Consider the following 26,740-nt stretch of genomic DNA (forward strand, 5'->3'; position numbering starts at 1 on the left):
TTCCCAATTCCCAATTTCCTATGAAACTATGCCTTACACTTCTCCCAATTCTTCATCTGCACTTCTGAAACAAGAAGAGGATGACTATAAACTTTATATTCAACCCCAAGAAGAAACCACTCAATCTCACGAGCCGATTCCAGAAGGTAATACTCAGGATTTATATTATGGTACTGAGGAGTTACTAGATGCCTTACCAAAGGTGTGGACTCGTGGTGTGTTGTATGTATTGGTGGGTTTTGGCGCTTTAGCTTTACCCTGGGCGACTCTCTCGAAAGTAGATGAAACTGGTAGCGCCAGAGGACGTATAGAGCCTCAAGGTGCAACACAAAAATTAGACTCCCAATCCGTGGGGAATGTCACAGCTGTTAAGGTGACAGAAGGTGATACTGTAACGGTGGGACAAGTGTTATTAGAACTTGACTCTGAGATTTTGCAGACTGAACTTCAGCAAGCTGAGGCTAAACTCTCAGCACTGTTAAACCAAGAAGCGCAGTTTGACGTGCTGAGAAATCAACTGCAGTTAACACTAAGTATTCAGAAACAACAAAATCAGTTTCAAGCCTTAGAGAAAATGTCCCAAGTTAACCAGGCAAAACAAAACCTTGGTTACAAACAAAGTATTTATAACCTGCAAAAGTTAGAAAAACAAGCATTACTCGGTCAGGTAAAGCAGCAGGTTCAAACTGCTCAAAAGGAGGAACAGTCAGCTTATGAGCGTTTGAGTATAGATGCTCGGCAAGTCCAGCGTTTTGAGCAACTTTTGAACGATGGGGCGGTTCCCCTCAATCAAGTTGACCAAGTTAAAAAAGAAGAACAGGAAAGCCGACGCATTTATACCAGGGCGGAATCTGATGTTAAACAGGCACAATTACGCTTGACTGAAGAAATGAGTCGCTATGAGGCGACGATGAATCAGTTACAGTCTGATATCGAGCAAGCAAAACATCAACTGCAAGGGGAAGAAAACAGCTATCAAAGTTTACTACAAACTGGTAAGTTGGCTGTGCTGAAATATCAAGAACAACTTAAAGACCTAGAAACCCAAGTTGCAAATTTACAATTGGAAATTACTCAAACTAACAGCAAAATTAAGTCGTTGAATCTACAAATGCAGCAACGAGTGGTGCGATCGCCTGTGGATGGGGTAATTTTTGAGTTACCAGTTTCTAAGCCAGGGGAGGTAGTACAAGTTGGTCAGAGAATTGCCGACATTGCGCCTGAAAATACTGCCATCATTCTCAAAGCTCATATGCCAGTCCAAGATAGTGGCTTCTTAAATGTGGGAATGCCAGTCAAAATCAAGTTTGATGCCTATTCATTCCAGGAATATGGCATCATCCAAGGTCAAGTTTCTCGGATTTCTCCCAATTCTAAAATGACTCAAACTGCCGCAGGAAATATAGAAACCTATGAGTTAGAAATCACTTTAGAACAGAACTATATTGAAAGGGACGGAGAACGTATTCCATTAACGCCGGGTCAAACAGCAAATGCTGAAGTTATTATACGTCAGCGCCGGGTGATTGATTTTGTTTTAGATCCGTTCAAGAAGTTACACAAAAATGGTTTAGAGCTTTAATAGTTTACTTCGGGGATTGTGTCATGCCTCAAATTCTCAATATTTCCACCGCAGATATTATTCACAGACTCAAATTATCGTCTCAAGTTCCTGGTCTGGTAGAGGCGATCGCCTCTCAAAAAATCATTCAGGAGGTTGCTCAAAAAGCACAAATCACTGTGACACCGGAAGAAGTTCAGCAACAAGGGGATAATCTCCGTTTAGCAAATAAGCTTGTCAAAGCTAAAGATACATTGACATGGCTAAAGAAACACCATCTTTCTGTGAATGAGTTTGAAGAATCAGTATATAACAAAATTCTGGCTCAGAAGGTAGCAGATCATTTATTTAGTTCTCAAGTTGAACAGTTCTTTTATCAACACCAACTAGATTATGTAGTGGCCATTACCTATGAAATCATTTTTGATGATAAAGACTTGGCGTTAGAAATGTTTTATGCGCTGGAAGAGGGGGAAATCAGCTTTCCAGAAATTGCTCGCCTATATATCTCAGAGCCAGAGCTTCGCAGCACTTATGGATACCAAGGAAGGCGACACCGCAAAGATTTTCGCCCGGAGATTGCTGCATCTGTATTTGCTGCAACTCCACCACAGGTGATTAAGCCCATTGGGACTGCAAAAGGGGTGTATTTAATTTGGGTAGAAGAAATTAGTCAACCCCAATTAGATGAGCAGTTACGCGAAAAAATTATTACAGAATTATTCAATGGTTGGTTAAAGCAACAACTGGAGTGTATGCAAATAATTACTCATCTGGATTCCCAGAGCTTACAGCCTCACAAAGAATTACTCAAGCAGTCTTAATTTATGGGCGTTGCTGATTGTAAATCTGAAATATCCTTAATTTTTCATTGGTAAAATATTTGATTTATCTTACCCCCAGCCCCGCTCCTTAGCAAGAAGAGCGGGTAATGTCCTATCATTTAAATTCCCTAAATATCCCCGACTTCTGCCACAATCTTCTGACTTGAGAACAGATGATTATAGAAGTCGGGGTTATGCGTTAACCATGGCGGTGAATAGTTAATTAATAGGAACAATAACATCAATTTAGTTCATGAAATAGCATTGCATGACTTATTGCATTATCTGGTTAATCCGCTATATTAGAAACATAACCGAAGACAAGAAATCGGTTAGTTATTAAACAAGAAATCCTGGGAGAATATCCATGATTATTTCCGATTTAAATATCTTAGAAACAGTTAATGCAGAAAATGTGATTGGCGGTTGTGGCTACAAGGATGAATATGGTAAAAAGCCCAAATATCAGCCAACCAAGTATGATAAAAAGCCCAAATCTTATGAACCACCCAAGTCTTATGATCCATGTGAGACAGTATGTTATGAAAAATGTGATGAAAAGGGTAAAAAGGAACAGCCTAGAGTATATATCACAAAGTGCGAACCTAATTCTAAGTATTACTCTTAGGCTTAGTTATCGCCTTAACTAAAGACTAACAGAATCCATTCATGTTCTCAGTGGCTCTCAGCGATTATTACGTTGATGCTATATATGAGAATACTTACAACCGAATTTAGTTAGTTTCCCTGTATTTCTCCAATTGAAATCAGGTAGTGAGAAGCTCGCTGGAATTGTTTAAAAAGCATTCCAGCGATTTTTTATTGATTGATTTAATGTTCCTATTTCAATGGATATCACAGACAGTTTAAAACCCAATAATTGCATTATCAATGCTATTCATAAATAAGTCTATATATTTGATTTGTAGAGTAAAAATAGCGGGATTATATGAGTGTTTATTCCACAATCAAATTAGCATATAGGCAAGAGTTGCTTATAGCTATCAATTGAGTTACAATTAATAATTAAATGAATTATTTTTAGCAAAAATAAAATAAAAAGCTATTCTTTTTATGGAAAATGTTAGCTATATTTTAAATATAGCCAAGCGGAACTTGGTTATACAAAACAATTCTAAACCCAGCGAAAAAATTCTAGGAAAGGCTCATGATTATTTCTGACTTAAATATTTTAGAAGCTGTTGACGGTTCTGCTGTTGTTGGTGGTGGCGGTTTCTACATCAACAACAAGAAGTTGGAGAAAATCGACAGTAAAGTAAATGTTGATATTCATAAGAGACTTGACGTACAAGTTGATATTCACGGTAACTTTGCTGATGCTCAAGCAGTAGCTCAAGCATATGGTCACAACACCGATGCTGAAACTATCACTTTTGCAGAAGTACATGAAGGTGTTTCTTCTGATGCTGCTTCCCGTTCAACCGCAGCAGCTCTCAGAGGACCTAAGAAGAAGTACTAAGTCCAAATTATCAAAGATATAGATTATTTCTTTGACAGAATTTGACCGCAGAAGCAGGAGCAATTAACGAATTACCAATAAATATGGAAGTTAGTTTGCACCTCTTCTGCTTCTGTGGTCTTTACTCATTTATTTACTGAGAGTAGATAATCAGATTATGCCTCGTTATCAAGTTATAGTCAAACGTCTAGTCTCACCGGATGGACAGATTATTGGTGAGGCCAAAAGTGTGGTTTCAGCATCGCCCAATAGTGAAAGTGAAGTTGTTCAAACCACTGCGGTAAAAGTTTCTGCTGGTAGCAGTTCTAGTAGTTCTGCAACATCGGCTCAAGTTAGATTAGTGCGGTGAAAAAAATCAAGTAGAAACAGAGATAATTTTTCAGATAAATGCTAGTTATCCCATGCTTATGATGCGTGGGATTTTCCATATAAAGTCTTTTAACAAGTAGTACCCCACAGAGTGGGGTACTACCAAAAATTGCCAATAAAAAAATCAAAAATAGACAGTTACAGCACTTTTCAAGTGAATAAAGTACACACGTTAATATCATAAATCTTGTGGGGTGGGCATCGCGCCCTTTTGTACCTAACTCAGATGAAAAGCGCTGTAAAAAGTTTCTTTGGAGTTAAAAGCTTACCAATCTAGATATTTTTAGGAATTATGTCTGATTAAAATCGCTATGTTTTTTTGGTAGGACAACATAAACCCGTTCTTATCCCTAGCTGTGGCGAAAGCTTCTCCCATAGCCTTACTAATTCTTGTCCGACCAGTATCATCTACAATACTTTGAGCTTGGGTAAAAGTGTTGGACTCATCTCCAACTGCGGAAGCTGCTGTGGTTATTTCCGCATATCCCGGGGCGACATATGTTTGAATATCTGTAATAGCATCTAACCCACCAATAATGCTGTCTTCTGTTGTTTCACAATAATCTAAGTCATTAATAACCATGTTTTTACCTTTTTCAATAGGTACTGATTTAATTACAATAATACTATAAAAAATTAATAAAGACTAGTAATCTGAGTTGACTTATTTTTATTAATTTAAATGTGTAACTATAGAAAAGATAGAAGTAATTATTAGTTTCTGTAGATAATCATTTAGATAGATATCAAGATAACTTTCATTGAAAAGTTATATCTATAGTCATCCTATTTGATTTGAGAAATTATCAGTGAGGAAAGGGAACAGGGAACAGGGAACAGGGAACAGAAATTGTTCATGAATCATTTAGGATTGCTATATAATATTCGCCCCTAGCATCAAGAATCATAACGCAGATATAACTACAATCTTAGGCGGTACTGAGTGAAAGTATAAATTATTTTCGCCCCCCAAGGCAGACTTTGGCTGCTAGTCAGGCGCAAAGGTGCAAAGAAAAAAGAAGGTCATTTTGGCATTTTATATTATGATTCCGCAAAGCCCCATTTTACCTTCGCGCCTCTACCTGGAGGGAAAGCCTAAGGGCGAATACGGTTAAAAAAAATTCCACATCTGATTAATTTTTTTAATTAGAGTTTTTAATTAGAGCTATTACTTCAAATAAATGAGTAAGTTTAATCCGGGAATAGTGCGGGAAAGAGTCCATAAAACCAGGGTAAGATATAGTAAGCCCAAACTCCACTGATACCAAGCCAGGGTGGCGATAATACCTGGTAAATGTTCATCCCGCAGGCGAATATCGTTAAAACCTAACCTAACTAAGTTATTCAAACTAAAGTCATAGTAATTTAGCCAGTTCCACCGACGATTCCATAATAAATGCATATATCTTTCGCGGAATGTCTGATTTCTGGGTATAACAGGTAATCGACCAATTAATAATCGTAACTGGCGAAAAGTACCATCTTCTGTAAAATAGGAAACATCCATTAAATCGTGATAACGACCTTGTTGGTAAAGGCGGAAAATTAAAGCTACTGGTAGAGGGACAATAATAATTACCAGACAACCTAGAGTTAGCCAAGGGTATTCAGCATTGCGGAAAATAGCTAATAAACTCAACAGTGTTAACAAGCTAAAACCAGCACATATAGAGATGGTTTCGTAATAGGTGGGAATAATGGGGACAGGATGTAAGCGACGACAGCGGTCTATGAGCCAGAATAACCAGCCAAAAAAAGCGATCGCCACACCGCCGACACCAAAGACTAACCAAAAACTGGTACCATAGCCACTCAGGAGCAGTAATAGACTCAAAGCCGACCATCTGACTGCTTGTAGGAACCACGCACCGGGGGAAAGGGGTTGAGCAATCACCAAGCGATCGCTAAGGTGATAAGTATCTAAATCGATATCTGCTAAACTTAACAGATCACCACGATTACGGAATGGTTGAATTATACGACGACGGGCGATCGCCTCTGCCTGAGTTGCACTAAAACCCAAATCAAGCAAACTTTGGCGACTAGCAGTATTAATATTCCTATCAACCAACCGATGGGTTAACTCCCGCAAACGTAGTTTTTGTTTTGTATACTCCAACTGATTAGCGTCAGCGATTTGCTGCTGCTGACGGAAATTCTGGCCCAAATTGCGCAAAACATTCTGATTACCCAGGGAACTAGGAACCCGGAACCTTTGGCCAATTTCCCCAGGATTCCCTAAAATTTTACCTTGATTAGAATTAAAAGTCAGACCAGGGACATTTAAAAAAGCCTCCTGAGCAAACCGCGCATCACTAAAATCCGCCTGATTCAAAATACTAGCACCACGTAAATTCACAGCATGATTAAAAATAGCTGCGCGAAAAATTACAGCTTGCTCAAAAATAGTTTCCGTAAAAAAAACATACTGATGAAAATCAGCCTGACCAAAGTGTACAGTACCAGCAAAACGCACACCGGAAAAATCAACATTTCCCAACCATTGAGAGCGACTAAACTTAGCTGACTGCTTAAAACTAGCGTCATTGAACTTAGTAGACTCCGAGAAAGTGCTATTTTGGAAATCAGCCCGATCCTGGAATTGCGCCCTTTGAAAATTCACCTGCTCAAAAAACGCACTACCTTTAAAATTAATTCCTTGGCGAAAACTAGCACCACTGAACCCCACAGAGCGGCTAAATCTAGTTTCTTCCCAGTTACTAGACTGGATAAAAATAGCATTCTGAGCATTCACCGGCTGAAAAAAGAAAGTATGAGAGAATTGCACCTCCCCATTAAAACGGGTTCCCACCAGATTTAAAGAACCACGAAAAATATTGATTTCACTAGCAGTTCCGCCACCTCCCAAAAGTGCGCGACAGTCAGGAGAACTAGGTAAAGCTATTCCCAAAGACTGCAAACAAACAGAGCGTAAACTTTGCAATTGTTCCTGTTCACCACGGGTCAAAATAGGAGCATAAACAGGCGCAGCATAAAGAGGAGTTCTCAAACCCAAATCCCTACCCAAAAAACTCCCCTGAATTAGAGAACCACTCAAATCCAAACCCAAAGGCTTAGTCCCCGACCTTTGTAACTCCTTGCGCAGCAACTGGTAAAAATCATCCCGAAACCTGCCATTTTCCGGTCGCAAATCAATCACCATCTGCCGTAAATCCACAGTCAGACTCCCCTCACGGATGACCGGTGTTCGCAATCGTTCTTGTAACAACTCCAGACTTAAAGGAGTAAGTTCCAGTTGACTAGGAGACGCTCCAACCGGGGGAGAGAAAAAAAGCCAACCAACGCAGACATAAATCCCAACCCAACGCAGACATAAACTTATTTTTATCTTTGCGCCCCTTTGCGCTTCCCTTTGCGCCCCTTTGCGTTTAAAAAAAAACTGAATCACTAATTACCCATAAAAAGAACAATCTTACCCATCTATAGCACCAGACTAGGTGCATTTGACAAGCCGCCAAAAGCCAGAGGCGATCGCCAGTATAATTCTTCGTGAAACAACACAATCCCGGTGTTGCGAATACACCGGGATTGGTAATGTATATTTTATAGAGTTCTATGGATTGTCTTGATTGCCAGTCTGTTTTTTCAGGGAGGCGATCGCGTCCACATCTAGGTTTAAAATAGAAGATATCAAGCTGGTATCGGTCAATTGTCCTAAGACGCTGGAGACCTTAACATCTTGGCTAACCTTGACTTGGTCGGATGCAGTATCAACTGTTGCTTCGATTAATTCTTCTACTCCGGAGAATAGGGAGCCAAATAGAGAAGATGATATGTTCATGAGTTACTCGTTACGATTAAATTTTCCGCCCGGAGAATGGGCGTGTTAAATCTTAGACTATTAAGCATAAGCCTACCACAAGATGCCTGTTCGGGGGGGGTGAAGATATCCACACCTACAAAAACATAGGTGTGCATATTGGTACAAAAAAATGTAATATTATCTTAAGACTGGGGTTAATATATTGACATAAAGCGATCGCTCTAGAAAGTATCCCAAAATGGGTAAAATAGATAAGGATGATGACGATCAATTGATGAATTAGTTATCCTAGAAAAACAGACTCAGATTCAATTTCTGAATTAAATTGAGCAATTGTGCTGCTAAGGCAGAGCAAACCAAACCAAGTAAACCAAGACCAAACCACATCTTAACTACAAAAGAGCTTCCATAATCATAATGCCTGTGATTGAGAAAAAACGAACTCGCGATCTACCCCAAATCAATGAACGCATCCGGTTCCCCAAGATTCGAGTCATTGACACTGATGGCGCCCAATTAGGAATTATGCCTCCACAAGAAGCACTAAAACTGGCTGAAGAAAAAGAGCTAGATTTAGTATTGATCAGTGATAAGGCTGACCCACCGGTTTGTCGAATCATGGATTATGGGAAGTACAAGTTTGAGCAGGAGAAGAAGGCACGGGAAGCCCGGAAAAAACAGCACACAGCAGATGTTAAAGAAGTAAAGATGCGCTATAAAATTGAAGAACACGACTATAATGTACGTGTGAAGCAAGCAGAGCGCTTTCTCAAAGATGGAGATAAAGTAAAAGCGACTGTAATGTTCCGGGGTCGAGAAATTCAACACAGTGATTTAGCAGAAGATTTGCTTAAGCGCATGGCCAAAGATTTAGAGCCACTGGGTGAACTACAGCAAGCACCGAAAAAAGAAGGTAGAAATATGATGATGCTGATTTCGCCCAAAAAATAATTCGCCGATTTTTCCAGATATCCAGTATAATAGATGACCCCTAGTTGGGGAAGTCGCTGCAAAGTTGATAGTCCTGGGCGCTGAGTGATTAAAATCATACTCAGATGCTCGGGACTTTGGCAATTTATCCAGTCTAAATACCCCAGAGAAATTACCTGTTGCAGCGATCGCGTAAAATTGCTTCAGCGCAGCTTTTTCCGCCATAACTACGTAGGCGGCTAATATGAGTATTAATTGCGACTTAAAACACAAAAATTGGTAAACATAAATTTAATATGAGACAATCATTTAAAGCAATGCGACGGGGTAACAATTCCGTAAACCGGTGACATAGGACACTTTCAGGTAGCCACCAACAGAAGAATAATTGAAACTTTGACTAATTCCGTAACATTCACTGGTATTTTGACCTTGCTCGCTCAATATAGTCATCCTATTTGACTTGAGAAATTATCAGTGAGGAAAGGGAACACACCGAACAGGGAACAGGGAACAGAAATTGTTCATGAATCGTTTAGGATTGCTATATAAAATACTACTAATTCCCACTTATGCTCATAGAAACAGCAATTGGTGAAGAAATCATCACAACCAACCTCAAACAGTTTCTGTTAGTGCTTTCCGTATCTTTGGGAGTAGCCACCTTACCACAGGTAGTTGGTTGGTTTCGTCATATACCATATACTTTACTCCTGGTGATTGTCGGCTTAGGGTTAGCCTTTGTGGATGTCCGTCTAGTCACCCTTTCCCCTGAGTTAATTTTATTCATTTTTCTACCGCCCCTATTATTTGAAGCCGCGTGGAATTTGCGCTGGCCGGAGTTAAAGCGGAATTTGGTGACAATTTGCCTATATGCAGTTTTAGGGGTGGTAATCTCCATTGCAGGTGTAGCAGTGGGACTAAATCAACTGGGGGGGATATCCCTAACCACAGCCTTACTGATTGGCGCTAGTTTATCCGCCACTGACCCGGTTTCTGTAACCGCTTTATTCCGGGAGTTGGGGGTGGGTAAAAGTCTCACCACGATGATGGAAGGGGAAAGCCTATTTAATGATGGCATGGCGGTGGTAGCCTTTGGTTTTTTGCTGGCCCTGTCCTTGGGAAATGCTCAATTGGGTATCCAGCCGATTTTATTACAGCTGGGGGTAGTAATTGGGACTGGCGTAGCAGTGGGGGGATTAATTGGCTTTGCTATTTCTTATCTTACCCAACGCTTTGATTTACCCATGGTGGAACAGTCTTTAACTCTGGTTTCTGCTTACGGTACTTACCTGATTGTGGAGGAGTTAGGCGGTTCCGGTGTGATTGGAGTTGTGACCACAGGGTTAATTTTAGGTAACTTTGGCTCTCGTATAGGTATGAACCCCCGCACTAGGGTTATTGTTTCGGAATTTTGGGCTTTTTTAGCATTTTTTGTGAATTCTATAGTTTTCTTGTTGATTGGCGACCAAATTCGCTTTAGTATTTTGGGGGAAAACCTGCAAATCATCGCCATTACAATCGCAACTATGATTTTAATGCGGGCTATTAGTATTTATCTTCTCAGCAATTTGAGTGCTGTAATTACTCAATATCAAATCCCCTTACCTGAACAAACGGTTTTATGGTGGGGTGGGGTACGTGGTTCTGTTGCTATTGCTTTAGCTTTAAGTGTACCGATAGGACTACCGGAGCGAGAAAAAATTATTGCGACGGTGTTTGGAGTGGTTTTATTTACTCTACTGGTTCAAGGGTTGACCATTAAACCTTTGCTGCAAAAGTTAAATCTGTTGGGTGATGCGCCTCTACGTGAGCAATATTCAGAACTCGCTACTCGTTATGTAGCTTTAGAAAGGGTTTTGCAACGCCTGGAAAAAGACCACCGTCCGGGTATTAACCCTGAGTTTTACCGTTACCAGGAGACGCTAATTCAAGGTGAGATGAAAAATCTACAAGGTAAAATTGACCAGTTACAGCTGGAGTATCCTCATCTTGGTAGTTTTATTACTGAACAGTTCCGGGATGAACTCTTGGCTATTGAGGCTGATACTTATGCGGAGTTTGTCCGCGCTGGTCGGTTAAATACGGAACTAGCCCCGATGCTGACAGATGTCTGGGAAAATGGTAAGGGCTAAGAAAAGGTTATATATTTATCCACTGGTTTTTTGCCACTTATCTAAAATATCCTTAAATACCAGTTCTTCTATCCAGGTTTTCGCAACTACCGCCAAGGGTAGCGCCATGATTAATCCCAAAGCACCGAAGAAGCTGGCGAAAAAGATTTGTGCTGTGAGGGTAAAAGCAGGTAAGAGCGCTACCTGTTTGGCCATGACTGTGGGTGTTAACCAATAGCTTTCTATGTTCTGAATAACCACGTATAGAATTAAAACAGCGATCGCCTTCCAGGGTGTATCAAGAAAGGCGATAGTCATGGGTAAAATTACGCTTAAAGTCGGTCCAATATTGGGAATAAAATTGAGTAACCCAGCAAGTACCGCATGAGCCAGTGCTAAGGGTACTTGTAAAATTAGCAGTCCTAACCCGCTTAAAAAGGCAATAAATACCATTTCAATTAAAGCGCCAATTGTCCAGTTTCCCAAGCCTTCACCGCATAAGGTCAAAATTTGTTGGACGCGATGGCGGTAAAATGACGGAAAACAGCGTACAAATATGTTACGATAGGGTTGAGGATTAGCTAACAGCATCAAAGTTAGAACTATGACTAGTAGAAATTGTAAGACGGCAGTCACTCCAGTAGAGAAAAACGCGATCGCTTGTCTGATCAGATTTTCAGTTAATGGCTGTAGTTGTTGAATTAAATTATTAATATCTGGTAATCTCGTCACATAGGGGCCAATGATTGTACCTTCTAACCAATTGCTCATCTGTTGAATGCGAGCTATTCCACTAGGAAATAACTGTACTAATTCCTGAAACTGGGAGATAAAAGGTGGCACAATGACCAGGAAAAAACCAACCAATAAAGCGAAGACAATCACTATACTCAGCCATACAGCCCAAATGCGCTGCATCCCCGACCTTTGAAAGCGCCGCACTAGTTGGCTAATGGCTGTTGCTAGGACAATGGCTGTAAATAAAAGTAACAATAACTGGCGAATTTCCCAGAGTATATAAAGTGAGATCACCAGTACCAAAAATCCCAGTAATTGGCCTATTTTCATATTTTCCATAATCCGTGATCTCTACCGCATAAATTGCCGCTACTGACCAATCAAATCGGACTGCTGATGAAAAATCAATTATTTCAGGTTTTCTGGGTTATAGGAACAGCAATGACGCTGCTTTTAACTGGGTGTAAACAGGTAATTGAGTATTTACCACCGTTACCTGAGGTGGAGATGCCATCAGCTAATTTACCACAGTTACCACAAGTAGCCCAGTCTGATACAAATGACCAAATAGAGATTTTAGTTACACAACTCATTAATCAGAGGCGTGAAGATCAACAACTCCCGCCTTTAGAGCATAATGAAAAACTAGCACAGGTGGCTCGTAATTACAGCCAACAAATGGCAGAAAATAACTTTTTCAGTCATACCGGTATTGATGGTAGCACCCTAGAAGATAGAGTTAAAGCTGGTGGTATCATCTACTCGGTGGTGGGTGAAAATATTTTCCAAACTACGAATATTCCCGAACCTGCAGAAGTAGCTGTTGATGGTTGGATGCAAAGTCCCGGACATCGTGAGAATATTCTCCGTCCGGTTTTTACAGAAACTGGGGTAGGAGTTTGGCGAGTTAACAACACCTACTATATAACTCAGCTATTCTTGCGCCCTTGAATAGGAATTAAGAACTAGGAGAAATGTCAGCACCTTTCTCAGGGTTCATATTTTGATCAAAATATAGACTAATAGATAGATTTTTTGGCGTTGAAATTTTCCCATAATTCACACTTTTAGTAGTTAAATAATCTGGGCTAATTCTGAAGAATTAGCCTTTATTAGGGTACATCTATCTGGGTAATTTTGTCTATTAAAAAGGTCTTTAATGATTGGATGATTGACAATATGCAACATTTGTTGTAAATAGTCTAGGCTAATTTTGTAGTTCAAGAGTTTTTGTCTTTTTGCTTTTGATGAGTCAATGAATTCCATAGATAAAATAAAATTTCCTAGGTAATAATTTTCCTGAAATTAATTTATTTGTCTGAAGACTTGAGTAATAAAACTGGAGTTAAGGCTATGGCATTTTTTGGCTATCACGCCTCTCATGAGCAGTTTAAACCGAGCGCTCTTTTAGAATATGTAAAAGTCGCTCATCAAGCTGGATTCAGTGGTGTGTCTTGTTCAGATCACTTTCATCCGTGGAGCGATCGCCAAGGAGAAAGCGGTTATGCTTGGTCTTGGTTAGGTGCAGCAATGCAGGTTACACCCTTAAATTTTGGTGTAGTTTGCGCACCCGGACAGCGCTATCACCCGGCGATTATTGCTCAAGCAGCGGCGACCCTGAGTGAAATGTTTCCCCAACGTTTCTGGTTAGGATTAGGGAGCGGACAAGCATTAAACGAACAGATTACAGGGGACTTTTGGCCGGCGAAAACCGTCCGTAATATGCGTTTGAAAGAGTGCGCGCAGGTGATCCGCGCCCTATGGAGTGGGGAAACCATCACCCACTACGGTTTAGTAAATGTAGAACAGGCCAAACTTTATACTAGACCAGCAACACCACCATTGATTATTGGTGCGGCCATCACCCCAGCAACTGCGGAATGGTTAGGAAGTTGGGTAGATGGACTGATCACTATTTCTCACCCTGAGCAAATGTTACAGCAAGTGGTAGAAGCATTCCGCCGGGGTGGTGGGGAAGGTAAGCCCATGTATCTCAAAGTACAGCTTTCTTACGCACAGGAGGAAAGCACAGCTTTAGAGGGAGCTTTTGAGCAATGGCGGACTAATATTTTCTCAAGTCCTGTATCAGCAGACTTGCGTCATCCCCAGCAATTTGAGGACATGGCGGAGTTTGTCAAACCAGAAGATATGTATAAATACATCCGCATATCAGCAGACCCACAACAACACATTGAATGGTTGCGCAAAGATATTGAACTGGGTTTTAGTGAAATTTATCTCCACAACGTTAACCGTCAACAGCGGAATTTCATCGAAGTATTTGGTAAACAGGTCATCCCAGCCGTTCAAGGTACTAATTAAGGAGTAAATAAATTATGCGAGTAACTGTTGGTCCACCAATTCTGATGATTAATCATGGTAGTACCTTCATGTCCACTGACCTGGGTGGAGAAATCAACCCCCATAGTCATCTGGGAATTTTTGCAGACGACACGAGGTTTTTAAGTAACTATAGCTGTTACATTGATGGTCATCCCTGGATTCGCCTAACTTCGGCCACCACAACATATTATGCAGCGCGGGTTTATCTGATTAATCCTGAATTTACTTGCAGACAGGGAAAAGTTACCCAGGGTGATTTATCCTTAATTATTAGCCGCACGGTAGAAGAAGGAATTCATGAGGATCTGGATATTACTAATAATGCATGCCACCCTGTGACATTTAATCTAGAAATTGCCTTAGCTTCAGACTTTGCCGATATTTTCGAGGTAGAATCACAGGAATATGTGCGTCGGGGACATATTGAAACTAAATGGTGTGAAAAAGAACATCAACTAGAAACCAGATATACAAATGGCTCATTTTCCCGTTGTTTGATATACAAACCTTGTAACTTTACCTCCCGACCTTACTATGCAAACGGTCGCATTACCTTTGAGATATCACTAGAACCGAGTCAGACTTGGCACACTTGCTGTAAATATAATCTGATTGATCATGAGCGGGTGCGTGAAGCGGTTGATTTCTGTTATCAAGAGATGGTAGAATCCAAGAGCATAAATACAGAAATTGAAAGGCTGCACTGTCAATGGCGGGACTCAGTAACTGCTATTGTCTGCGGGAATGAGGATGTAGTGCGATTGTATCGCCAGTCAATTGAAGATTTAGGTTCACTACGATTATATGATTACGATTCTGGCCCTGATATTTGGCTACCAGCAGCAGGTGTACCTAAGTTTGTGGCGCTGTTTGGCCGTGACAGCTTGATTATCAGTTTGCAAAATATGATTGTTCATCCCGGTTTTGCTCGGGGAACGCTGCAAAAATTGGGGGAGTTACAAGCTACTGAGTTAGATGAATGGCGGGATGCTCAACCAGGTAAAATTCTCCATGAAATCCGCCAAGGTGAATTAGCATATTTTGCTAAAATCCCCCATACACCCTATTACGGTACTGCTGATGCTACATCTTTATTTCTGATTACTTTACATGAAACCTGGAAGTGGTTGGGAGATAATTCATTATTGCAGAATAACCGGGATATAGTGCTGCGTTGTCTGGAGTGGATTGATAATTATGGGGACTTAGATGGTGATGGGTTTCAAGAGTACCAAATGCAATCACCCGGGGGAATTGAAAATCAAGGTTGGAAAGATTCTGCTCAAGCGGTGGTTTATCCCGATGGAAGCCAGGTAAAGGCACCAAAAGCATTATGTGAGTTACAAGGTTATGTGTTTGATGCTTGGATGCGGATGGCGGAGGTGTTTGATGTCCTGGGTGAAGGAAGTTTTGCTCACGAATTACGCACTAAAGCTAGTCAATTACAGGTACGCTTTGAGGAGCATTTCTGGAGTGAAGATTTAGACTGTTATGTTTTTGCTCTAGACCCAGATAAGCAACCTGTGCGATCGCTCACTTCCAATGCTGGTCACTGTTTATGGAGTGGTATCGCCAGTCCTGAACGTGCGGCCCGTGTGGTGAAGCGGTTGATGCAACCAGATATGTGGAGTGGTTGGGGTATTCGCACTTTAAGTACGAAAAATGCAGCTTATAATCCTTATTCCTATCATTTAGGTTCAATTTGGCCTCATGATAATGGCATCATCGCTATGGGGTTTAAGCGCTATGGTTTTACTAAGGAGGTCGCCCAAATTGCTCACGGTATCTTTGATGCGTCCAAGTATTTTGCTAGCTATCGCCTCCCAGAACTATTTGCTGGTACTCAGCGTCAACCAGGAGCTTTTCCAGTTCCTTACATTGAGGCTAATGTACCTCAAGGCTGGGCTGCTGCATCGGTTTTTCATCTCATCCAAGCTATACTGGGTTTACAAGCTGATGCTCCCCATCAGTTGCTTTATGTTGACCCACATTTGCCACCATGGTTACCAGAAATTGAACTTCAGCAGGTGGAAATTGGTAACTCCCGTGTAGATTTGCAGTTTTGGCGACACGGTGAGGTTACCCATTGGGATGCGGTGGTTAAATCTGGTGAGGTGGAGGTTAAACAGCTCAGTTATTTCAGGCGCAATTTTTAAGTTGACCTGAAAAAACAGGGATACTGACGGTAAATGTTGTCCCCTTGCCTACTTGACTATCTAGGGAAATTGTGCCTTTGTGCAAGTCTACACATTTCTTAACTATGGACAAACCCAAACCTGTACCAGCAATTTTACCGACGTTAGACCCGCGATGAAAAGATGTAAATAACTTAGCTTGATCTGCATCAGGGATACCAATCCCTCTATCACTGATTTTAAATATCAGTTGCTGATTTTCTTGGGTTAAACTCAATTTAACTAAATTGTGCTCAGGACAGTATTTAATCGCATTGGTCAGCAGATTGCTGAGAATGTGTCGTAACAGTTTCTCGTCAAACTCAACCATCAAAGAACCGTCTGACATTTGCTGGTCTACACTACAACAGAAATCTATTTTATGTTTGCTGGTGGTGGTTTGTATTTCTTCTGTGAGACGACGACAAAAAGCGATGATATCCGCTGGTTCTGGTTGAAATTCCATCTTTTGAGCTTCAGCGCGGTTAATCAGCATTAAGTCATCGAGCAGTTGAGTCACCCGCTGAACGGTTTGTTGGATGGTCTGGAGGTGTGCTTGTGTTTTTTCTGTATTTAGGCGATCGCCAAAATCTTGCAAAATCCCTGTAGATGAGGATATAATGGCTAGAGGTGTACGAATTTCATGGGCTGCCATGGTGATCAAATGCGATCGCATTTCGCTAATGGCTTTTTCCTTGGCTAAAGTTTGAATAATATTCTTTTGGGCTTGCTTGAGTGGGGTGATATCCCTGATTACAGATGCTACAGCAGTTGATTGTCTGGTTTTTTCATCTGGGATTAAGAAAAAATAAGCATAGGTATAAATCACTGCTCCTGTTTGTAAGTGGCGCAGCCTGATTTCTCCTTCCCACTCACCTATTTTGAGGACAGTGGGCAAAATCTTGGATTCAAATAAATAGCGGTCATCTGGATGAATATAATCCCAGAAATTTTCTTTTTTTAAAGAATTTTGACCATGAAAACCGATGATGTTCTTACCAGCATGATTGAGAAATACTAGTTGGTAATCCAGATTAATTATACCAATAAATTCAGAACTGTTTTTAACTATCATAGCCAGTTGTCCCTGTTCTGATTCAAGGTGGCGCTGATTTTTCTGGGAATTTAGATGTTCCCATAAAGCTAGTGTTAAAAGGAATACTAAAGCTAAGAAGACAAAGTAAAACAACTCTTGAATCAATTGATATCCAGGTAAAAGGTCAAAGGCTTTTCTACCACTGAAACCTAATAACACATAGAGCCGTTGTAAAATACCTAACTGAGGATAAATAAATCTTTCCGGGGTTTTTCCTACATCTGAAATGGTTAACTTTAGGCTAGTTTTTGGGGTAATATATGTAATATTACTGTGTACGCATTCTGTTATTTTATTGCGTAATAGTACTGATTTAGTAGAGTTAAGAGATGGCGATAGGGCTAGGGCTGGCTTGTCAGTTTGCACCCATGTTATCAGTAAAACCAAAACCCATAATAGAGGGTGAAAATACCTTGAGTATTTTAACATATTATACATTTGCACCTATGAAAATAAAATCTTGTTTTGATCTTCAACAAGCAATACTATTCATTTTCTAGTAGCCCTGAATTAATTCTGTTGTCGGGAGAGCAACTATTGCATAAGTTGCTGGTTTTGCTTTACTCCAGTTTGACTTAACCGTACAGCAACAAGTAGTTTTACTGTTGAAAATAGCTTGGTTATCTAGTCCACACCACTGAGACTCAAACCCTTGTCCTGAGCAATGATAAATATTCTAGCATTTTGTGACCGAATAAATTCGGTTGTTAACTGATATCCCCCCCGGAGAAACACGGGGGCTTTACGGCTCAGGTCTCCTCAGGTGTAACACTGAACATAATAATCAGGAATTACTGGGATTGCCAAACCAGACTATTTTAGTAATTATTTTGATATTGTTGTCGGAAAAATGAAATTTATTACAGAAGCTAATGTTAGTATAATTTTTGAACTCTGTCGGGAGTTATTAATCAAAGCAATACAATCCTGGAAGATGATTAAGAAGTATGTCAACAAAATTTTTTGGTGTTTCGGATATTCACAAAGCGATAGTACCTTGTCCCTTGATCCTGAGTGCTGAAACATCGGTAATTGCAGCCGTTAAGTTAATGTTTCAGGTTTGTGACACCTATAATCTCACCTCATCATTGGTGAATGATAGAGAAAACCCCACTTGTGTGCTGGTAGTGGAAAATCAAAAATTAGTTGGGATATTCACGCACAAGGATCTGATTAGATGTATAGCCATGGGGGTGAATCTGGAGCAAGCAACCCTAACTGAGGTGATGAATCAGCATCCGGTGACTCTAGAAAAATCACAATTTACAAATATTTTTATAGCTCTGAATTTGTTACATCAATACAAAACTGACAATCTAGCTATTGTTGATGAACAGAATGAGGTTGTGGGTTTAGTAACAGTGAGTTCCTGTGAATCTGTCTATGAAAATTCCCAATCTTTTATAGAGTCCATAGATTCAGAAGAATTACCCTTAGTGGTTCCTGCTATCAAGAAAACCTTAGAGCGAGAAAGAGAACTGAGTGAATTGAAGTCGCGTTTTATAGCTATGAGTTCCCATGAGTTTCGCACCCCTTTATCTGTAATTGCTTCTTCTGCTGGGATTTTAAAAGATTTTGGTGATCAACTCGACGAGGAGAGAAAGAAAAAACATTTAGATTTTATTCTAAATTATGTGAAATATACAACAGAAATATTAGATAATATTTTATTAATTAATCAAGGGGAAAATAGCCAGTTAGAATTTAAACCTGCTCCTTTAGATTTAATTAGTTTTTGTCAGGAATTAGGGGAAGAGATGCAATTAAGTGCGCCACATCATAATATTGTCTTTGCTACTACTGCTGAATCTGGCGTAATTGGGAATTTAGATAAAAAACTACTCAGGCGAATTTTAATCAATTTGCTGGCTAATGCCATCAAATATTCACCTGATAGAACTACGGTAGAGTTTAACCTCAAGATTAGCAAGTCAAATGTAAGTTTTACTGTTCAAGACCAAGGTATTGGTATTCCTGAAGCAGACCAAGTTAAATTGTTTGAATGTTTTCACCGCGCCACCAATGTAGGTAATCTTCACGGGATGGGTTTAGGGTTATCCATTGTGAGCAAATGTATTCAACTACACACAGGTTCAATTGCTGTGAAGAGTGAGGTGGGGATGGGGACTACTTTTATTGTCACGATTCCCTTGAGGTAAGACCGAGGGTAATTATGGCTGTGCACCAAACTATCCCGGGTGGGATAGTTGAGTATGTTGGTTTTGATGAACGCAGAGGGTCGCGGAGGCTGAGTATTACATATCCGATTTATACCAAGCTTGTCGCCACTGTTTCATTTGATTGATTTCTGTTGCTTGGGCTTTGATAATTTCTTGGGACAATTCCCGCATTTCTGGGCGCTGAGACTTCTGTAAAGCATCTTGGGCCATGACTACAGCACCTTCGTGGTGGGGAATCATCCCATTGATAAAACGCAAATCAAATTTATCATCAGCAACACCCAAGTCCATGGTCATCATCATGGCTTGCTTTTGTGCTGCTGTCATCTGCATCATGTGACCCATTTGAGCATGATAAGCCATGGGTTGATCACCGGCCTGAGGATACCAAGCTGTGCGCCACTGCTGCATTTGAGCAATTTCTTGCTTTTGGGCGGTAATGATTTCCTCTGCTAGCTGTTTGATTTCAGGACGTTGTGATTTTTCCTGTGCTTCCTGAGCCATATCTATAGCTCCTTGATGGTGTAAAATCATGCCATCAATGAAGCGTAAATCATAATTAGCATCCCCTGGACCTAAATCCATAGCATGATCTATCTGACTGTGGTGATTACTGGTTTCACTTGCGGTGGTATTGGGGTTGGGGTTTTCGGATGTGGTTGTGGAACAAGCTGTCAAAACTCCCCCAATTAAGGATGTAAACACTACAAAGCTCCAAGCTAAAAATTTATTTCTCAAAGATAAGATTTGCATGGTTGATTCTTCACAAGGCATGATCTCGATTATATTTTGATCTGTCTAATTAACCAGGCTCTGGGTCCTGAGTAAAATAGGAGGTGATTGGGTATTCATTCCCCAGTCCTCAAGCATATAAATGAAAGGACTTCTCCAGCGAGCAGTTTTTTGCTTAGTTTTATTGGTTACTGGATGTATCCCTACTAGAGATGTCAGGAATGCTCAAGCACCAATCCCAGGAAATACATTAGTACAATCCACGGTTACTAATGATGTAAATTACATCTCTCGGGTTGTCCAAGAGGTAGGTCCTGCAGTGGTGCGCATTGACTCTACCCGCACTGTGGAAATATCCCCAGACCCCATCTTAGAAAGGTTTTTCCTGGGAGAATTACCCACTAGGGAAGAGGTACAACAGGGTCTCGGCTCAGGATTTATTACTACTGCGGATGGGCTAATTTTTACTAATGCCCATGTGGTAGCAAATGCGGATAATGTCACAGTTATATTGAAGGATGGCCGCCGTTTTCAAGGGGAGGTGGTGGGGGCTGATTCAGTAACTGATGTTGCTGTTGTCAAAATTGCAGCCACGAATTTACCGACGGTGAAGCTGGGTAATTCGGATAATTTAATACCAGGAGAATGGGCGATCGCCATTGGTAATCCTTTAGGGTTAGATAATACAGTCACCCAAGGAATTATCAGCGCTACACAGCGTTCTGTAGCAGCTCTGGGTGTACCTGCAGAACGAGTGGACTTTATCCAAACTGACGCGGCCATTAATCCGGGTAACTCTGGCGGTCCGCTGCTGAATGCTCAAGGAGAAGTAATTGGGATGAACACCGCTATCATCCAGGGAGCCCAAGGGTTAGGTTTCGCCATTCCCATCAACACTGCTCAACGCATTGCAGAACAATTAATCGCCACGGGAAAAGTATCTCACCCCTACATCGGTATTCAAATGGCTCAGTTAAACCCTGAGTTACGTGAGAAAATCAATCAAAGTGATGCGGGGATGAGAATTACTCAGGATAGCGGTGTAATTATTCTGGGAGTCGTTGGTAACTCCCCTGCTTTTCGCGCTGGTTTGCGTCCCGGTGACATTATTGAAAGTATCAATAATATAGGGATTCAAGATATCAAGCAAGTACAGCAACAAGTAGAAACCACCAACATCGGTAATACCATGGTGATCACCATCAACCGCGATGGGAGTAGACAGAACATCACAGTCAAACCAGAAGCTTTACCCACACAATAGCAACAGTCAAAAGATAGATTTTACCTCTCTATCATTTGTCAGAAGCAAAATAAATTACTTTTGTCTATAGTTGCGGTGGTGAAAATGGGACTTTCTTAATTAGAAATTATTATGGAAGGTTTTCGTCTTGGTTCTATTTTCGGATTTGAAATCCGAGTTGATTTGTCTTGGTTGATAATTTTCTTTCTCGTCCTGTGGACTTTAAGTGCTGGGATATTCCCCACCAACTATCCCGGATTTGATAGTAGTACCTATTTTGGTATGGGTATAGTAGCAACCCTGCTGTTTTTCGCGTCCCTGCTAGCACATGAGCTTTCTCACTCCTTCGTGGCCAGAGCCAAGGGAATTCCCGTAGAAGGTATCACCCTATTTATTTTTGGTGGAGTTTCCCGGACTCGTATGGATGCAGAAACGCCAGGGGATGAGTTCCAAATAGCTGGGGTCGGTCCGGTTGTCAGTCTGCTGCTAGCTGCTGTTTTTGGTTTGATTTGGTATGTGGGAACAAATACGGGTTTGAGTGTGGTTTTTACCGGTGTTTTTGCTTACCTGGCGGTAATTAATCTGGCTCTAGCTATCTTCAATATGTTACCGGGCTTCCCCTTAGATGGCGGTCGCGTTTTTCGTTCTCTTCTTTGGAAGTATACGGGTAATCTCAAAAAAGCCACAAAAATCGCCTCTAACGGGGGAAAATGGCTGAGTTATCTGTTAATTGTCTTCGGTGTTTTAGAGATGTTTGCTGGGGCGATTTTGGGGGGACTGTGGCTAATTCTCATCGGTTGGTTCTTGTACAACGCCGCCGAAACTAGCTATGAGGAACTTTTGCTGCGCACCAGTTTACAAGGGGTAAGGGCCCAGGAAATTATGACTCCTCACCCAGAAACTGTTAGTCCTGACATGAAACTTCAAGAGTTAGTAGATAGATATTTTCTCAGTCGTCGCTATCATTCTTTTCCAGTTACACAAGGCGGACATCCTGTAGGTATTATTACTTTAAATCAGGTGAAGGATATCCCCAGGGAAGAATGGCAATATTGTACTGTCAAAGATACAATGATACCCACGGAAAACGGTGTTACTGCTTGTCCAGAAGAACAGATGTCTCAAGTATTGCAAAAAATGCAAGATTCAGGGGTTCGCCGTGTACTGGTGATTCACAATGATTTACTTAAAGGTATCATTACAGCCAATGATTTAGCTTACTGGTTACAGCGACAACGAGATTTAGGTGAGCTTACTTAAGAGGATGTTTTAAAAGGTATGATTAGTGTATCAAATATTGTTTTACCCCCACCCTCCCCATTCCCTTCACAAGGGAATGGGACTTGATTTTGTTTCTTCGGGTGTGTTCTCTAATCCCTAATCCCTGTTCCCTAATCCCTGTTCCCTGTTCCCTGTTCCCTGTTCCCTAAGATGAAAATTACCTGTTGAAAAGTTATAAAACAACCTCTAAGGATTGACTAAAAATTAAAATTAAGCATTTAATAAGCATAAAATTATTTAAAGAGGCTATTTGGTGAGAATTTGCCATTTTTGGGTGAATATTCGGAGCAATCTTTTGCTTCTTCAGTCATGACAATAGAAGGTTTTACAGCACATTTGAGATAATGGTTATTTGAATAAAACCGACAGTTTTTACACGGAACCTTATGTATACCATTGAGGGTAAAAACCATCTTATTGTCTAAAACAGTGCGGATTTTTTGTAATATCAGGAAAAACATCACCCAACTGAATAGCAAAGCTATGGGAGATAAACTTAAAGCTACATCTGGGATATTTATACCATCTGGTTGCATTTGCTCTTGTTTAACTTCACTTTGAGTTACTTGAGAAATATTTCTATTTTCTCCCATTTTCTGCGGGGTAATTACTTCAACAGACATATTTTTTATCCTCAGCTATCTACAATATGTTATTTTTGATACACTATGAATCTTGAATTTCAGCATAACCCTAGGTTTTCATCGGCGGTTAATGATTGATTTATGATAATTTTGCCAAAACTCTAATTAACAAGTCAGGGTAAATTTACCGCTGGTTCAGTTTGACAATTCCCAGAAAATTTTTGCAGATGGATGGGAAATAAACAGTCTAGAAGCTACAGAGTATGATTGATGCGGTAATATTCATTTTTTATAGTCTAGATAAAATCTGTTCTTGAAAATGCGCTGATATTATTAACTTACATTAAGATGCAAAATCCTCACTTTAGTTTATGGTTTAATTATATATTTAGCAGAATCAAATTTACCCTATATCTGCCGATAGTTTTGTTTATAATTTTTAGTTATATATCCAAAGTAATAGATTAATACATCGGTTTAATAAAGGTGAATTTTATGATAGAATTTAACAAAAGACTACTGTTAATCAAACTAGATTAATGAGAAGATAGGAAGATAAAAATATGATTGATGTTAACCATTAATTAAATATAGTGAGGAATCATAAATGTTAGACCTTATTCTAACTTGGTTAGTAACTACAATTAGCTTTTTAATCATTGCTCGACTACCTATCGGTATTGAAATCGATAGTTTGGGTAAAGCAGCAATTTCTGCAGCAGTTTTCGGCATATTGAATGCAATTTTACTACCGATTCTAGCATTTTTTACGTTCCCTGTTATTCTTCTGAGTTTTGGGTTGTTTTTCTTCATCTTGAATGCAATTATTTTTGCTCTGGCTGCTGCTTTGGTTCCAGGATTTACTCTGAGATGGGGTTTTTGGAGTGCATTAGTCGGCTCGATCGCCTTGGCGATTATTAATTCTATCCTCCTAGCTATTGTCAGAACCTGGAGTTAAAAAAAGTCCACTTTTTCAGAATACAAAAAATCATGGTGGTGTGAATGTTTATGTCTAAATTTTTTGTCAAAAAAATTGTCTTGCTAGTGACAGCGATGCTGATGGGGATAGTGCTACTTTCTTATCAAGCATTACCCATAGCTGCATCACAATCTTCTGGACAAACCGCTATTGCTGCTATATTTCCCCCCGTAGCTTCTCCTGATGGAGAACTCAGCGCAGAACCTGCAAAGTTACCACCATTACCCTATGATTATGCAGCACTGGGAAAAGCTATTGATGCGGAAACTATGAAACTACATCATGACGGACATCATGCTAGTTATGTGAATAATCTCAATGATGCTCTCAAGGAACAGCCAGATTTACAGAAAAAGAGCGTTGAGGCTTTGCTGCGGGATTTAAATAGTGTTCCTGAAAATATCCGCACCAAGGTTCGCAATAATGGTGGTGGACATCTGAATCACACAATTTTTTGGCAAATTATGACCCCTGAAGGTGGTGGAGAACCTACAGGGGAAATTGCGGCAGAAATTAACCAAACTTTTGGCAGTTTTGATCAGTTTAAACAACAGTTTAACCAAGCTGGAAGCGATCGCTTTGGTAGTGGTTGGGTCTGGTTAGTGCGTAACTCAACGGGTGAATTGCAAATCGTCACTACACCTAATCAAGATAACCCGATTATGAATGGTGCATACCCAATTATGGGTAATGATGTCTGGGAACACGCCTATTATTTGAGGTATCGCAACCGCCGCGGTGAGTATTTAAATAATTGGTGGGGTGTGGTCAATTGGTCGGAAGTTAACAGGCGATCGCAGGTTTCATTACAGTTTTAAACGCAAAGGGTCGCAAAGTTTTTTGGGGACAGCCAAGCAGCACAGCAATTACTCAAAGAAGCTCAAGCTGATGTCAAAACCCGTTGGGAAACCTATCGATATTTGGCTGCTAGAGATTATACCCAGAAATGAATACAAGATTATTCGCGTTTCTCTGTGGTTAATTACCCCTGAGAACATTAACAACAGGAGTAATGAGTATGGACTTAACAACAACATATATGGGGATAAAATTGAAGTCTCCTCTTGTTCCCTCAGCATCGCCCCTGTCGGAAGACATTGATAATATCCAGCGTATGGAAACAGCAGGTGCTGCTGCGGTAGTAATGCATTCATTATTTGAAGAACAATTGCGCCTAGAAAGTCATGAACTCCACCATCATCTCACCCAAGGTACAGAAAGTTTTTCGGAAGCTCTCACCTACTTACCTGATTCCATTAACTTCCGGGTAGGACCAGAAACTTATTTAGAGCATATCCGCAAAGCTAAAGAAAGGGTGAGTATCCCCATTATTGCTAGTCTCAATGGCTCATCCCTGGGTGGATGGACAAACTACGCCAAGCAAATTCAGCAAGCGGGAGCGGACGCGCTAGAGTTAAATATTTACTATGTTCCTACTGATATGGAACTCACTAGTAATGAAATTGAACAGACCTATATTAATATTCTCGATGCGGTCAAAGCAGTAGTTACTATCCCCGTAGCAGTGAAACTCAGCCCTTATTTTACTAGTATGGCAAATATGGCTCAACGTTTGGATGCTGCTGGGGCTGATGCATTAGTCTTATTCAACCGCTTTTACCAGGCGGATATTAATCTCAATCTCTTGGATGTTGAAACTAATGTATTGTTAAGTACACCCCAATCCCTGCGGTTACCCCTGCGGTGGATTGCTATCCTCCATGGTCGCATTCATGCTGATTTGGCAGCCACTAGCGGTATTCACAGTGGACAGGATGTATTAAAAATGGTGATGACTGGGGCGAAAATTACTATGCTTTGCTCAGTTTTACTTAAGCATGGAATTGACCAGATTCGTGTGATCGAGCGGGAAATGCGCGAATGGATGGAAAAACACGAGTACGAGTCAGTACAACAAATGCAGGGGAGTATGAGTCAACAAAATTGCCCCAATCCTAGCGCCTTTGAACGTGTCCAGTATATGCGATCGCTTGCTAGTTATAAACCTGAATGGAAAGCCAACCACGATACATCATATTACTTTGGTTGAAAACCATGATCGTAACCCCACCCCTTGACCCTTTAACCCCCTGGGGGTGGGGTTCTAAACCACAGGGAAACTAGGAATAGTCTGATCAATTAACTGCATTAACTTAATGGTTTCTTGCAGCGCCACGACTACACGCTGATAATGTAGAATATCTTCATGATTTAGGGTGCGTCCTTTGCGGTCTTTGAGCCATTTTTGACAAACTTGATAACCACCAATATAAAAGTTCCATACTTGCTCTGGTACCCCTGTGAATTTATCCCCCTTTTTATTAATCA

The 26,740-nt window shown here is 40.5% G+C and carries 24 protein-coding genes; 16 read left to right on the forward strand and 8 right to left on the reverse strand.

The genetic code is table 11. The features are described from left to right. The first annotated feature begins 28 nt into the window (after positions 1–28). The 5 genes from NWP22_RS09450 to NWP22_RS09470 all read left to right on the forward strand — a co-directional run bounded on the left by NWP22_RS09450 (position 29) and on the right by NWP22_RS09470 (position 4,214). The gene (locus tag NWP22_RS09450) at positions 29–1,582 is read left to right on the forward strand and encodes a beta-barrel domain-containing protein (protein ID WP_271733899.1); all 1,554 of its coding nucleotides are present in this window, start codon (positions 29–31) and stop codon (positions 1,580–1,582) included. Between the two features lie 23 nt (positions 1,583–1,605). Continuing rightward, positions 1,606–2,385, forward strand: coding sequence for a peptidylprolyl isomerase (locus tag NWP22_RS09455; RefSeq protein ID WP_271733900.1), 780 nt, complete (start codon positions 1,606–1,608; stop codon positions 2,383–2,385). Positions 2,386–2,752: 367 nt separating this feature from the next. Further along, positions 2,753–3,013, forward strand: a complete 261-nt coding sequence (locus NWP22_RS09460) for a hypothetical protein (protein ID WP_271733901.1) — start codon at positions 2,753–2,755, stop codon at positions 3,011–3,013. Positions 3,014–3,553: 540 nt separating this feature from the next. After that, the gene (locus NWP22_RS09465) at positions 3,554–3,865 is read left to right on the forward strand and encodes a hypothetical protein (RefSeq protein ID WP_271733902.1); all 312 of its coding nucleotides are present in this window, start codon (positions 3,554–3,556) and stop codon (positions 3,863–3,865) included. 157 nt (positions 3,866–4,022) lie between these two features. Next, on the forward strand, positions 4,023–4,214 hold the full coding sequence (locus NWP22_RS09470) for a hypothetical protein (RefSeq protein ID WP_271733905.1): 192 nt from the start codon (positions 4,023–4,025) through the stop codon (positions 4,212–4,214). A gap of 303 nt (positions 4,215–4,517) precedes the next feature. On the opposite strand, the gene NWP22_RS09475 is transcribed toward NWP22_RS09470, so the two are convergent. The 3 genes from NWP22_RS09475 to NWP22_RS09485 all read right to left on the reverse strand — a co-directional run bounded on the left by NWP22_RS09475 (position 4,518) and on the right by NWP22_RS09485 (position 8,036). Continuing rightward, a complete protein-coding gene (locus NWP22_RS09475; RefSeq protein ID WP_271733907.1) occupies positions 4,518–4,817 on the reverse strand; it encodes a hypothetical protein in 300 nt (99 codons plus the stop codon). A 585-nt stretch (positions 4,818–5,402) separates the two neighbouring features. Continuing rightward, positions 5,403–7,643 carry a pentapeptide repeat-containing protein gene (locus NWP22_RS09480; protein ID WP_271733908.1) on the reverse strand — a complete coding sequence of 747 codons (2,241 nt, stop codon included), beginning with the start codon at positions 7,641–7,643 and terminating at the stop codon, positions 5,403–5,405. A gap of 165 nt (positions 7,644–7,808) precedes the next feature. Continuing rightward, the gene (locus tag NWP22_RS09485; RefSeq protein WP_271733909.1) at positions 7,809–8,036 is read right to left on the reverse strand and encodes a hypothetical protein; all 228 of its coding nucleotides are present in this window, start codon (positions 8,034–8,036) and stop codon (positions 7,809–7,811) included. 399 nt (positions 8,037–8,435) lie between these two features. On the opposite strand from NWP22_RS09485, the gene infC reads away from it, so the two are divergent. Both infC and NWP22_RS09495 read left to right on the forward strand, forming a co-directional pair. Continuing rightward, positions 8,436–8,969 (forward strand): translation initiation factor IF-3, encoded by a 534-nt coding sequence (gene infC, locus NWP22_RS09490; RefSeq protein WP_271733910.1) that lies wholly within the window; start codon positions 8,436–8,438, stop codon positions 8,967–8,969. Positions 8,970–9,520: 551 nt separating this feature from the next. Further along, positions 9,521–11,083 carry a cation:proton antiporter gene (locus NWP22_RS09495; RefSeq protein WP_280801777.1) on the forward strand — a complete coding sequence of 521 codons (1,563 nt, stop codon included), beginning with the start codon at positions 9,521–9,523 and terminating at the stop codon, positions 11,081–11,083. Between the two features lie 15 nt (positions 11,084–11,098). On the opposite strand, the gene NWP22_RS09500 is transcribed toward NWP22_RS09495, so the two are convergent. Then, positions 11,099–12,130 carry an AI-2E family transporter gene (locus NWP22_RS09500; RefSeq protein ID WP_271733912.1) on the reverse strand — a complete coding sequence of 344 codons (1,032 nt, stop codon included), beginning with the start codon at positions 12,128–12,130 and terminating at the stop codon, positions 11,099–11,101. A 66-nt stretch (positions 12,131–12,196) separates the two neighbouring features. Between NWP22_RS09500 and NWP22_RS09505 the strand changes: the two genes are divergently transcribed. The 3 genes from NWP22_RS09505 to NWP22_RS09515 all read left to right on the forward strand — a co-directional run bounded on the left by NWP22_RS09505 (position 12,197) and on the right by NWP22_RS09515 (position 16,299). Then, on the forward strand, positions 12,197–12,751 hold the full coding sequence (locus NWP22_RS09505) for a CAP domain-containing protein (protein WP_271733913.1): 555 nt from the start codon (positions 12,197–12,199) through the stop codon (positions 12,749–12,751). A 402-nt stretch (positions 12,752–13,153) separates the two neighbouring features. Further along, positions 13,154–14,122 (forward strand): TIGR03885 family FMN-dependent LLM class oxidoreductase, encoded by a 969-nt coding sequence (locus NWP22_RS09510; RefSeq protein WP_271732902.1) that lies wholly within the window; start codon positions 13,154–13,156, stop codon positions 14,120–14,122. A gap of 14 nt (positions 14,123–14,136) precedes the next feature. Continuing rightward, positions 14,137–16,299 (forward strand): amylo-alpha-1,6-glucosidase, encoded by a 2,163-nt coding sequence (locus NWP22_RS09515; protein ID WP_280801778.1) that lies wholly within the window; start codon positions 14,137–14,139, stop codon positions 16,297–16,299. Here NWP22_RS09515 and NWP22_RS09520 read toward each other — a convergent pair. After that, entirely contained in the window at positions 16,283–17,779 is a 1,497-nt protein-coding gene (locus tag NWP22_RS09520; RefSeq protein ID WP_271732887.1) for a PAS domain-containing sensor histidine kinase, read from the reverse strand. The two genes, NWP22_RS09515 and NWP22_RS09520, sit on opposite strands and share 17 nt — an antisense overlap. A gap of 581 nt (positions 17,780–18,360) precedes the next feature. On the opposite strand from NWP22_RS09520, the gene NWP22_RS09525 reads away from it, so the two are divergent. Then, positions 18,361–19,572 carry an ATP-binding protein gene (locus NWP22_RS09525; RefSeq protein ID WP_280801779.1) on the forward strand — a complete coding sequence of 404 codons (1,212 nt, stop codon included), beginning with the start codon at positions 18,361–18,363 and terminating at the stop codon, positions 19,570–19,572. A gap of 96 nt (positions 19,573–19,668) precedes the next feature. Here the strand turns inward: NWP22_RS09525 and NWP22_RS09530 are convergent, their stop codons facing one another. Further along, positions 19,669–20,346 (reverse strand): DUF305 domain-containing protein, encoded by a 678-nt coding sequence (locus tag NWP22_RS09530; protein WP_280801780.1) that lies wholly within the window; start codon positions 20,344–20,346, stop codon positions 19,669–19,671. Positions 20,347–20,467: 121 nt separating this feature from the next. On the opposite strand from NWP22_RS09530, the gene NWP22_RS09535 reads away from it, so the two are divergent. Next, positions 20,468–21,589 (forward strand): HhoA/HhoB/HtrA family serine endopeptidase, encoded by a 1,122-nt coding sequence (locus NWP22_RS09535; protein ID WP_280801781.1) that lies wholly within the window; start codon positions 20,468–20,470, stop codon positions 21,587–21,589. A 111-nt stretch (positions 21,590–21,700) separates the two neighbouring features. Next, positions 21,701–22,828 (forward strand): site-2 protease family protein, encoded by a 1,128-nt coding sequence (locus tag NWP22_RS09540; RefSeq protein ID WP_280801782.1) that lies wholly within the window; start codon positions 21,701–21,703, stop codon positions 22,826–22,828. A 254-nt stretch (positions 22,829–23,082) separates the two neighbouring features. Here the strand turns inward: NWP22_RS09540 and NWP22_RS09545 are convergent, their stop codons facing one another. Continuing rightward, positions 23,083–23,472: a hypothetical protein gene (locus NWP22_RS09545; protein ID WP_280791574.1), complete on the reverse strand. Its 390-nt coding sequence runs from the start codon at positions 23,470–23,472 to the stop codon at positions 23,083–23,085. Between the two features lie 568 nt (positions 23,473–24,040). Here NWP22_RS09545 and NWP22_RS09550 point away from each other — a divergent pair. From NWP22_RS09550 to NWP22_RS09560, 3 genes are all read left to right on the forward strand, one after another. Next, on the forward strand, positions 24,041–24,391 hold the full coding sequence (locus NWP22_RS09550) for a phage holin family protein (protein ID WP_271732898.1): 351 nt from the start codon (positions 24,041–24,043) through the stop codon (positions 24,389–24,391). A 50-nt stretch (positions 24,392–24,441) separates the two neighbouring features. Further along, positions 24,442–25,230 (forward strand): superoxide dismutase, encoded by a 789-nt coding sequence (locus NWP22_RS09555; RefSeq protein WP_271732900.1) that lies wholly within the window; start codon positions 24,442–24,444, stop codon positions 25,228–25,230. A gap of 200 nt (positions 25,231–25,430) precedes the next feature. Beyond that, the gene (locus NWP22_RS09560; protein WP_271732901.1) at positions 25,431–26,462 is read left to right on the forward strand and encodes a dihydroorotate dehydrogenase-like protein; all 1,032 of its coding nucleotides are present in this window, start codon (positions 25,431–25,433) and stop codon (positions 26,460–26,462) included. 54 nt (positions 26,463–26,516) lie between these two features. Here NWP22_RS09560 and NWP22_RS09565 read toward each other — a convergent pair. Then, positions 26,517–26,740: type ISP restriction/modification enzyme (locus tag NWP22_RS09565; protein ID WP_280801783.1), on the reverse strand; the 224-nt coding region annotated here is incomplete at its 5' end.

Source organism: Anabaenopsis tanganyikae CS-531 (assembly GCF_029891675.1).
Lineage (GTDB): Bacteria > Cyanobacteriota > Cyanobacteriia > Cyanobacteriales > Nostocaceae > Anabaenopsis > Anabaenopsis arnoldii.